A 9,379-nucleotide genomic window follows, 5' to 3' on the forward strand; every position below is an offset into this window, starting at 1 on the left:
GAGCAGCATCAGCAGGGATCCCACATAGATGATGCCGAGCCAGAGCAGGGGCGGCCCCAGCAGGATCGCCAGCAACAGGCCGGGTCGACCATAGAGCAGAGTAGATAGGCGCCGCAGCGGCCTGAAACGTGCAGATCCGGGCTGATGGTTCATGGCTAGACTCGCACTGTGAGGGATACTCATGGCTGCATTCCCTGATCCGCGGCGGTCAGGCGATGAATGGCCTGCTCCGGCCAGCTGAGGCTGACCTGGCTGCCACGGGTCAGACGGACCTGCCCCTCATTGGGGTGGTTGACGATGATCTCGATCTGCTCCCCCAAATCGACCCGATAACGGACGAAGGGGCCCAGATACTCCACTTCGCGGATCTCCCCCGACCAACCGGGACAGCCCGCCTCACTGAGCCGGATCCGCTCCGGGCGCACCATCATCTGGCGCTCGTCACCGCACAACCGTCTGGCCTGCTCTCCCTCGAACAGATTGACGGTGCCGACAAAGCGGGCCACAAACGGCGTCGCCGGAGCATCGTAGATGGTATCCGGCGCGGCGATCTGCTCGATCTTGCCCTGATTGAAGATGCAGATCCGATCGCTCATGGAGAGCGCCTCCTGCTGATCGTGGGTAACGAAGATGAAGGTGATACCAAGCTGGCGCTGCAACGCCTTGAGCTCAAGCTGCATCTGCTCGCGCAGCTTGAGATCGAGCGCGCCCAGCGGCTCATCCAGCAGCAGGATGCGCGGCTGGTTGATAAGAGCCCGGGCGATGGCGATACGCTGGCGCTGGCCACCGGAGAGCTGGCCGGGCTTGCGGTTGCCGACGCCGGGCAGGCGCACCAGCTCCAGCATCTCGTCCACCTTGCGATAACGCTCCGCCTTGGGCCCCCCCCTGATCATCAGCCCATAGCCGATGTTGTCGCGCACATCCATGTTGGGAAAGAGGGCATAATCCTGGAACACGGTATTGAGGTTGCGATCATAGGGCGGCACCCGGGAGCAGGGCTCGCCAAACAGGCGGATCTCCCCCTCGCTCGGGTACTCGAAGCCGGCGATCATCCGCAGGCAGGTGGTCTTGCCGGAACCGCTAGGGCCCAGCAGGGTGAAGAATTCCCCGGAGGGGATCTGGAAAGAGATGTCGTCGACCGCCTTCACCTCGCCATAATGGCGGCTGACCCGGTCAAATTGTACGGCGTTCATGGAGCGTCCTTGTCTGTGCAGGGATTGGCCGGACTCCTGTCCGACCCGCCAGATGTGATCTTCGCGGCCTGAGCGGCCATCCAGAGGATTGCAGTGTTATCGCAGACCAAGCGGTCGTGCAGAGGACGCGCGGATCCCCGGGCTCAACCAACCTCAGCGACCACCCAGAATGGCGATATAGTCAGAGACCCAGCGGTAATAAGGCACACAGGTTCCCTGGCTCTTGCACTGGGACACAGGGGTACGCCAGAAGTGAACCCTGTCGAAGTTGTCGATGCCGTTGGTTTTGCACCCTTGCGGGCCAAGCAGGGCATTGCCATCACAGGCGGCAGGCACCACTGGCACCGAGCCAAACCAGGAGGCGAGATCCCCCTGCAGCTTGTTGTTCAGGGAGTGCTCCAGCCACTTGTAGGCACAGGTGAGGTGCTTGGCATCGCTGTGCACCATGCTGGTATCTGCCCAACCGGTTACGCCTTCCTTGGGTACAGTGGTGGCGATGGGCTGTTTGTCGGCAATCAAGGTGTTGGCCTGGAACGGCCAGGAGCCGGACGCGACCACCCCTTCGTTCTTGAAGTCATCGATCTGAACAAAAGCGTCATGCCAGTAGCGCCCCACCAGCTGGCGCTGCTTACGCAACAGATCGAGAGAAGCCTTGTACTGCTCTTCGTTCAGCTCGTAAGGGTCTTTGATGCCGAGCGCGGGCTGATGGGTCATCAGATAGAGGGCGGCATCGGCGATGTGGATCGGGCCGTCAAAGGCCTGCACCCGCCCCTTGTTGGACTTGCCATCCGCCAGAGTCTGCTCCTCGAACACCACGCTCCAGGAGTCCGGCGCCTTGGGGAACACCTTGGTGTTGTACATCAGGATATTGCCGCCCCACTGGTAGGGTACACCGTAGTGTTTGCCGTCAACCGTGTGCCAGGGTGCGTTTTGCAGGCGAGGATCAATCTTGCTGTAACTCGGGATGAGCGCCAGGTTGAGCGGCTGCACCTTGCCCCCCGCGATGAGGCGCAGGCTGGCGTCGCCGGAGGCGGTCACCAGATCGAAGCCCCCCTCGTTCATCAGCGCCACCATCTCGTCCGAGGTGGCGGCCGTCTTGACGCTGACCTTGCAGCCGGTCTCCTGCTCGAAGCCGGTCACCCAGTCGTAGCTCTTGTCGGTCTCGCCACGCTCGATATAGCCAGCCCAGGCCACGATATTGAGCTGTCCTTCTCCTTTGCCGAGTTCGGTCGGGGCGGCCTGAAGCGGGCTTGCCAGCAAGGCTGGCAGCAGGGCCAGGGTAAGAGGGGTCAATTTCATCATGCACTCCTTGCATCGTGTTGACTTGCTTCAGCCGGCATCAGCTGAAGAGAACGCCGCAGTGGCGTTAACATCCTGTTAACCAGTAATGAGCTTAGGGGAGTGGCAGTACGATGAATATTTCAATTTTTGGTGGCTCAGGTATCAGCTAAATCGATATCGAATTCAGATGAATCTGAATTTTAGTAATCCCCCTCAAGAGATGGCTAGCGATGGAGTGCCTGACGGGCCCGTAACCGGCTCTGATCCCGCGCGATGTCGATAAATTCCCGGGCCGTCCAGTCCAACCGTGAACCACGACGCCACACCAGCCCGATGTCGATGGAGTGAATGGGCTCCTTGATGGTGCGCGCCTCGACCCGCTCCTGCTCCAGCGACCAGGGGCGATAGGCAAAATCGGGCAACAGGGCGACCCCGAGCTGGCTCGCCACCAGACTGCGTACCGCTTCCACCGAGGCGGTACGCAGCACGATGCGCGGCGCTATGCCGTAGCGGCGCAGGCCACCACCGATGATCTGATCCAGCTGATCAGCCGTCAGCGAGATCAGCGACTCCTCCCCCAGCGCCGTCAGCGAGAGGGTCGATTCGGCGCAGAGGGGGTGATTGGCGGCGAGCCAGAGTCGCAGCGGCGAGCGGGTCAGCAGCTCGGTATCGAACGCCTCCTGGCGGATGGTGCTGTTGGTCATCAGGATCCCCACATCCACCTCGCCGTTGACGATCTGGTGCTCAAGGAAGGGCTGTTCATCCTCCTTCACCTCGATCTGTACCGCCGGAAAGGCACGGCGAAAACGACCGAGCGCCTCCGACAAATAGTAGCCAGCCACCAGCGTAGTCACCCCTATGGTGAGCCGCCCCTGATCCTGCTGGGCCACCGCCTTGAGGGAGTGGCTCGCCTCGGTCATGGCGCCAAGGATCCGGCGGGCATGGAGCAAAAACTGATGGCCCTGGGTGGTGAGGGTGACGCCACGCGGGTTGCGCTCGAACAGGGGAGCGCCCAGCTCGGTCTCCAGCTCGCGAATGGCGCTGGTGACCGCCGACTGGGAGATGTGCAATTCGGCGGCGGCGCGACTCACAGAAAAACTGTCGGCCACGGCCACAAAATAACGGATCTGGCGAAAGGTAAAGTTCATCGGGCATCCTTGCCGATTATCACGATTTGATGCCAGCTTAACCGTAAACGGGCGCCTCACCAAAGGGGCACCATGATGCCGGCTAAATGGGCTGCCGATTAAAAACCATGCCCCTGTGGCTCATCAAGTACGACAGGGGCATGGGTCATATCAGCAAGGTACAGAGGGGGACTATCAGTGATCGGGGCTATCAGGGTTTGTTGAGATACCCCGCTATCTTGCGCACCAACCCCTTGCGCATCTCGGAGAGCCTGGGTTTTTCATCCGCGCACCAGGGCAGCGGGCGGCAGGCTTCCATGGTGCGCAGCCCGAGCCTTGCCGTCAGCAGACCCGCCCCCACCCCTTGCGCCGCGCGGGCCGAGAGCTTGGCCGTCAATTCAGCCCCCAGCAGATCCATGCCCACCTCGGTCACCAGCTCAGTCGCGCCGGCATAGAGCATGTTGCGAAACACCTGACGAATGAGGCGAATGCGACTCCAGTAACCGAGTTCGATGGCATAAACATCGGCAATATCTTCAATCATGCGCAAGTTGCGCCACAGCATCAGCATCATGTCGACCGTGGCCAAGGGGCTGAGTGCTACCAGCACCGCCGCCTCCCCCGACCACTTGGCCACCCGTGCCTGGGCCAGCTTGTCGCGCTCGGTCAGCACCAGCTGGCTATAGAGGGTCAGCACCTCGCGATCGCTGTGGCTCTCATCGAGCTGGGCGAGCCAACGCTGATAGCCCTCACGCCCCTTGTCGCCACTGCGCGCCGCCAGGGCCTCGCAAAAATCCTGCCCCTGCCCCACCCCCTGGTGGGCCAGCAGATCGTCGGCTTTGGAGCGCACATCCTGGCGCCGCTTGAGTTTGCGCAGCCGCAGCCACTCACGCCCGACCACGGTCGCGGTACCAACCAGCACCAGGCCGGAGGCGAGCAGCCAGGCCCCGCCCCAGAAAGGGGAGACCAGAAAGCTGTCATAGAGGAAGCGGGCAAACTGCCCCAGGGAGAGCAGGCCGACCGCCCCCAGTCCCCAGGCCAACAGCCGATGACGGCGACGGGGGCGCACCGTCAAGGCGGGTTCGACCTCGGTCAGTTCGTCCAGGGCCTCCTGTCGCTCGAAACTCTCATCCTCCAGCACCCGGGCTCTGGCCAGGGGGGCAGGTTCCGGGGGCGAGATTGGCTCTTCCAGCACGACTCTGCCCTGCAACCTGGGCTCCTGCTTTAGCTCATTCATGCAGTTCTCCTCTCTCCGGCCCCAGATATCGAGATCAGGGCCGACGCTATGTAATTGATCATCGGTTCAACATGGCAGCGGTACGGTTCTGAGCCCCATGAGTTCATTTTGCAGCTTGTCGCCCGGAAAACACGGCGAGGTGCTTGATTCGGTATGAGGCTGCGCCTGATCAACGTCGATGACGGCTATGTCAGCTTGTCGCCCAGCAAGAATTCCAGGGCGGCATCGAGACGGATGTGGGGCATGGCCTGATGGGGGCTCATGGGCAAGGGGCGAAAAGCCTGGAACTCAAACTGCTGACCCTGCCACCAGGCGGCAGACGGGATCTGGGCCGGCACTTCTCCCGGGAAAATGAGCAGCGGCTCACCGGTGAGGCTGGTGCCCTTGATGGCAGGAAACTCGCGACCCCCCCGCCATGCCCTTGCCCGCTTCGGTCGCCTTGATGGAGGCCAGCGCCAGACACTCGGTCGCTATGCCCTCGAAACGGGCCTGGCCACGGCCACGCTGCACCAAATGTTGCAGCAAGGAGACCAGGGGGCCATGTTGCTCCGGGGTGACGTGATCGGCCTTGCTCGCCACGAACAGCAGCTTGTCGATGCGTGGGGCAAACAGGCGTCGCCACCAACTGCTCTTGCCATAGGCAAAGCTCTCCATGATGCGGGCGATGGATTGCTGCATGTCGTCAAAACTCTCGGCCCCGGCGTTGAGGGGTTGCAGGCAGTCCACCAGCACGATCTGGCGATCGAAGCCGGCAAAATGCTGCTCATAAAACCCCTGCACCAGATGCTGCTTGTACTGCTCGAATCGGCGTTTGAGGGTGAGATACAAGCTATCATCCCCCAGTGTTCCCGTGGGGGGACCCCAAACCCAGGGCACAAATTGCAGCATGGGAGCGCCCTGATATTCGCCCGGCAGCACGAAGCGGCCAGGCTGGATAAGGTGCAAGCCAAGCTCACGCTTGCAGGCATGCAGGTAAGCGGTGTAACGCTCGGCGAGACGGGCGACCTCCCCTTCATCAAAAGCCCGATCCGGCTGCCAGGGCTCGCCCTGCTCGGTCAGCTGCCAGGGGGTGGCCAGGGCGTGCAAGGCGGGGCGTTTGAGCTGCTCGCGCACCTGTTCGCTCCACTGCTCGTAGCTCTGCTCAAGCAGAGGCAAGTCCAGCAACCACTCCCCCGGGTAATCCACCAAGTCCAGATAGAGGGTCGATACCTCCCCCAAGTGGCGACGCAGAGGGTGGCGGGTGCGATAACGCAGCTCGAGGCGTACCTCGGCCACGCCACGGGTCGCCTCCGGCCAGGCGGGAGGCTCGGCAAAGAGGCTGCCCAGCCCCCGCTCATAGGCAAAGGTCGGAATATGCAGATTCTGCTGGGGCACGCGGCGCGCCCCCAGCAGACGCCCCTGCCGGGCGGCATCCCAGAGGGGCAGGCGGCCATCGATGGCGGCATGCTCGAGCTGATGGACCAGGGCGGTGATGAAGGCGGTCTTGCCGCTGCGCGACAAGCCGGTCACCGCCAGACGCAGGTGCCTGTCACGGACCCGATTCACCGCGTCCTCGGCCTTGTGCTGCAAGGCCGAGAGCTTTCTCTCCAGAGTGCGTATCAAAGTTTGTTGAATTCTCGCTGCAGGGTGAACTCCTTGGAGGTCACCAGTTTCTCGATCTGCTGCACCCTGGGCTCCAGGGCGGCCAGCTCGCGGCTCACCTTGTCCAGGGCCTGCAGCGGCGTCATGCCAGCCTGCCAGCTATGGGCCTTCATCCGGCTCGTCGCAGGGATGGGCGAGTCGGGCGTCAACAGCACCGGCTTCTTGTCGAGCAGAAACCAGGCTGCGATATAGGCGGTGAAGGTGATGAAACCTGCGAAGATGAGGCCGCTGATGGCCAGCAGGCGCACTATCCAGGTCTCGACTCCGAAGTAATCGGCGAGACCGGCACAGATACCGGCGATCCGCCCCTTCTGGGGATCGCGATAGAGATTGCGGCGGCTCTCTTGTCCAAAGGATTCACTCATACCTTGTTCCTCCAGCCAGGTACCTCGGCGTCCAGAATGGACTCGAGGGCCCCGACCCGCTCTTGCATCTTGTCGGCTTTTTGCAGCAGGCCCTGCAACTGATCCCGTTCGTTATCGGCCAAACCGACTCCGATCCGCCCCTTGGCCCTGTAGTGCAGCACCAGCCAGATGGGGGCCACCACCACCATGAAGACCATGATGGGCGCCACGAATATGCCAAGAATGTCTTCCATTCATTACTCTCCCTGTTTGCCGTCGCTGGCCTGACCCATCTTCTGGCGCAGGGCATCCAGCTCGCGGCTGATTTGATCATCCACTTCCAGCTCGGCAAACTGGCTGGCCAGGGTCTTGTCGGACTGCCCCAGATCGGCGCGGGCCTCCATTTCATCGATGCGGCGTTCCATGCGCTCGAACTTGTCGACCACCCCTTGACTGCCGCCACGGGCGACCTGGCTCTGCACATTCAAGCGGCTGCTGGCCGCCTCGGTACGAATGACCATGGCCTTCTGACGGGCGCGCGCATCTTCGAGCTTGGCCTCGAGCTGGCGGATCTCATCGCCCAGCTTGTCGATACCGGCATCCACGGCCTGACGCTCGCGCTCCAGGTTTTCGCCAAGCTCTGCCTGCTTTTTCTTCTCGATGAGGGCGGCGCGAGCCAAATCTTCACGCCCCTTGGAGAGTGCCAGCTCGGCCTTGCCCTGCCACTCCTCGACCCGCTCCTGATGGCGGCTGACCTGGCGACCAATCTCTTTCTGATCGGCCAGGAAGCGGGCCAGATTGGAGCGCTCTTTGACCAACTCGTCCTCCATCTCCTGGATGATCAGGCGCACCATTTTTTGCGGATCTTCCGCTTTGTCCAGCAGGGCCGTCAGGTTGGAGTTGATGATGTCGGCTAACCGGGAAAAAATGCTCATGATGAGACTCCTTTGATTGTATACATGGTTTACCAATCGAATATTGCAACCACCATGCCAAAAATTTAATTGCCTCTAACTCCATGATTTATATAGAAATACTATGCCACGTGACTCGTATGAAGAACAGGTAGGTGATAAAAATAACCAACTCTTGGTAAGATTGACCAGCTTTTATCAACCACAGGGACCATCATGGCCACGGAAAGCCTGCTAGGGGCATCAAACGCCTTCCTCGAGATCATCGAACAGACCTCACGCCTGGCGCCACTGCGCAAACCCGTGCTCATCATCGGCGAGCGCGGCACCGGCAAGGAGCTGATCGCTCACCGCCTACATTATCTCTCGCCGCGTTGGGATCAAAGCTTTGTCACCATCAACTGCGCCACCTTGAGTGAGAGCCTGCTGGAAACCGAGCTGTTTGGCCATGAGGCGGGATCCTTCACCGGCGCCGCCAAGCGTCATCAGGGCCGTTTCGAACGCGCCGATGGGGGCACCCTTTTTCTCGACGAGCTGGCCACCACCAGCGCCCGGGTCCAGGAAAAATTGCTGCGGGTGATTGAATATGGTGAGTTCGAACGAGTGGGCGGCGCCAAGGCGCTCAGCGTGGATGTGCGGCTGGTGTGCGCCACCAATGAAGACCTGCCGGCCCTGGCCGATCGTGGCGGCTTTCGCCATGACCTGCTCGATCGGCTGGCATTTGATGTCATCACGCTGCCTCCCCTGCGGGAGCGGCGCGACGACATCATGTTGCTGGCGGAACATTTTGCCCATGGCATGACCCGGGAGCTGGGTTACGATCTCTTTGCCGGTTTCTCCCGGCAGGCGAAGGCGCTGTTGCACGACTATGACTGGCCCGGTAATGTGCGCGAACTCAAGAACGTGATCGAACGCAGCATCTATCGCCAGGCCAATCCCAGACTGGCCCTGGCCGAATTGGTGATCAATCCCTTCGACTCCCCCTGGCGTCCCGGCGCCCGTCGCACGGCGCCCGCCATCGGCATCGACACCGAACGAGGAGCAAGGGAGCAAGATATTGATACAAACGAGGCTGTTTCAGTCACCCTGCCGACGCTGCCTTGCGATCTGAAAACCCAGGTAGCGAGCGTCGAGATAGATTTACTCAAGCAAGCGATGCGACAATCCCAGTATAATCAGCGCAAAGCCGCCCAACTGCTGACCCTGAGTTACCATCAGTTTCGCGGTATGTTGCGCAAATATCAGCTGCTGGACGGGGAGAATGACCCCGTCTGAAAGGTGGAGCGCCCTGCGACAGGTCGCCACCATGGGGGCCATCGGCTTCGCCAACTTGCTAACGACATGGTTTCATAATGAGAATGCTCACACCACTGCTGCTCGCCAGTCTATTCCTACTCGGCGGCTGTCAGAAACAGACAGAGGCCTCCAAAACGGGGCTCATCTACTGCAGCGAAGGGGCGCCCCAAACCTTCAACCCCCAGTTGGCCAACTCGGGGGCAACCCTGGATGCCAGCGCCCGCCCCCTCTACGATCGCTTGCTAGAGTCTGATCCCTACACCCTGGCACTGCACGGCAGTCTGGCCCGCGACTGGCAGGTGAGCGAGGATGGGCTCATCTACACGCTGAACCTGCGCCAGGATGT

General features: G+C 61.4%; 8 protein-coding genes and 3 pseudogenes. 2 read left to right on the forward strand and 9 right to left on the reverse strand.

Annotated features, from left to right (window positions below; translation table 11 throughout):
• The 9 genes and pseudogenes from G113_RS20735 to pspA all read right to left on the reverse strand — a co-directional run.
• Positions 1 to 183 (reverse strand): annotated as a pseudogene (locus G113_RS20735) (ABC transporter permease); the annotation flags it as partial.
• Positions 180 to 1,193, reverse strand: coding sequence for an ABC transporter ATP-binding protein (locus G113_RS16735; RefSeq protein ID WP_005907549.1), 1,014 nt, complete (start codon positions 1,191 to 1,193; stop codon positions 180 to 182). The gene G113_RS16735 and the pseudogene G113_RS20735, both read right to left, overlap by 4 nt.
• 153 nt (positions 1,194 to 1,346) lie before the next feature.
• The gene (locus G113_RS16740; RefSeq protein WP_005907551.1) at positions 1,347 to 2,492 is read right to left on the reverse strand and encodes an ABC transporter substrate-binding protein; all 1,146 of its coding nucleotides are present in this window, start codon (positions 2,490 to 2,492) and stop codon (positions 1,347 to 1,349) included.
• Positions 2,493 to 2,698: 206 nt separating this feature from the next.
• Positions 2,699 to 3,622 carry a LysR family transcriptional regulator gene (locus G113_RS16745; RefSeq protein WP_005907552.1) on the reverse strand — a complete coding sequence of 308 codons (924 nt, stop codon included), beginning with the start codon at positions 3,620 to 3,622 and terminating at the stop codon, positions 2,699 to 2,701.
• 190 nt (positions 3,623 to 3,812) lie between these two features.
• Positions 3,813 to 4,838, reverse strand: coding sequence for a YcjF family protein (locus G113_RS16750; RefSeq protein ID WP_005907554.1), 1,026 nt, complete (start codon positions 4,836 to 4,838; stop codon positions 3,813 to 3,815).
• Positions 4,839 to 5,023: 185 nt separating this feature from the next.
• Positions 5,024 to 6,440 (reverse strand): annotated as a pseudogene (locus G113_RS16755) (YcjX family protein).
• A complete protein-coding gene (pspC, locus tag G113_RS16760) occupies positions 6,437 to 6,844 on the reverse strand; it encodes an envelope stress response membrane protein PspC (RefSeq protein ID WP_005907555.1) in 408 nt (135 codons plus the stop codon). The pseudogene G113_RS16755 and the gene pspC overlap by 4 nt, the downstream one beginning before the upstream one ends.
• A complete protein-coding gene (gene pspB, locus G113_RS16765) occupies positions 6,841 to 7,077 on the reverse strand; it encodes an envelope stress response membrane protein PspB (protein WP_005907556.1) in 237 nt (78 codons plus the stop codon). Before pspB ends, pspC begins: the two co-directional genes overlap by 4 nt.
• A gap of 3 nt (positions 7,078 to 7,080) precedes the next feature.
• Entirely contained in the window at positions 7,081 to 7,758 is a 678-nt protein-coding gene (pspA, locus tag G113_RS16770) for a phage shock protein PspA (protein ID WP_005907557.1), read from the reverse strand.
• Positions 7,759 to 7,953: 195 nt separating this feature from the next.
• On the opposite strand from pspA, the gene pspF reads away from it, so the two are divergent.
• Positions 7,954 to 9,012, forward strand: coding sequence for a phage shock protein operon transcriptional activator (gene pspF, locus G113_RS16775; RefSeq protein ID WP_005907558.1), 1,059 nt, complete (start codon positions 7,954 to 7,956; stop codon positions 9,010 to 9,012).
• An 83-nt stretch (positions 9,013 to 9,095) separates the two neighbouring features.
• Positions 9,096 to 9,379: pseudogene (locus tag G113_RS16780) on the forward strand (ABC transporter substrate-binding protein); the annotation flags it as partial.

It is taken from the genome of Aeromonas molluscorum 848, from assembly GCF_000388115.1.
GTDB classification, from domain to species: domain Bacteria; phylum Pseudomonadota; class Gammaproteobacteria; order Enterobacterales; family Aeromonadaceae; genus Aeromonas; species Aeromonas molluscorum.

What these genes read in the sequence shown, in the direction of transcription:
- G113_RS16735 (WP_005907549.1), bottom strand. Translation starts at nt 1,193, where the DNA reads ATGAACGCCGTACAATTTGACCGGGTCAGCCGCCATTATGGCGAGGTG.
- G113_RS16740 (WP_005907551.1), bottom strand. Translation starts at nt 2,492, where the DNA reads ATGAAATTGACCCCTCTTACCCTGGCCCTGCTGCCAGCCTTGCTGGCA.
- G113_RS16745 (WP_005907552.1), bottom strand. Translation starts at nt 3,622, where the DNA reads ATGAACTTTACCTTTCGCCAGATCCGTTATTTTGTGGCCGTGGCCGAC.
- G113_RS16750 (WP_005907554.1), bottom strand. Translation starts at nt 4,838, where the DNA reads ATGAATGAGCTAAAGCAGGAGCCCAGGTTGCAGGGCAGAGTCGTGCTG.
- pspC (WP_005907555.1), bottom strand. Translation starts at nt 6,844, where the DNA reads ATGAGTGAATCCTTTGGACAAGAGAGCCGCCGCAATCTCTATCGCGAT.
- pspB (WP_005907556.1), bottom strand. Translation starts at nt 7,077, where the DNA reads ATGGAAGACATTCTTGGCATATTCGTGGCGCCCATCATGGTCTTCATG.
- pspA (WP_005907557.1), bottom strand. Translation starts at nt 7,758, where the DNA reads ATGAGCATTTTTTCCCGGTTAGCCGACATCATCAACTCCAACCTGACG.
- pspF (WP_005907558.1), top strand. Translation starts at nt 7,954, where the DNA reads ATGGCCACGGAAAGCCTGCTAGGGGCATCAAACGCCTTCCTCGAGATC.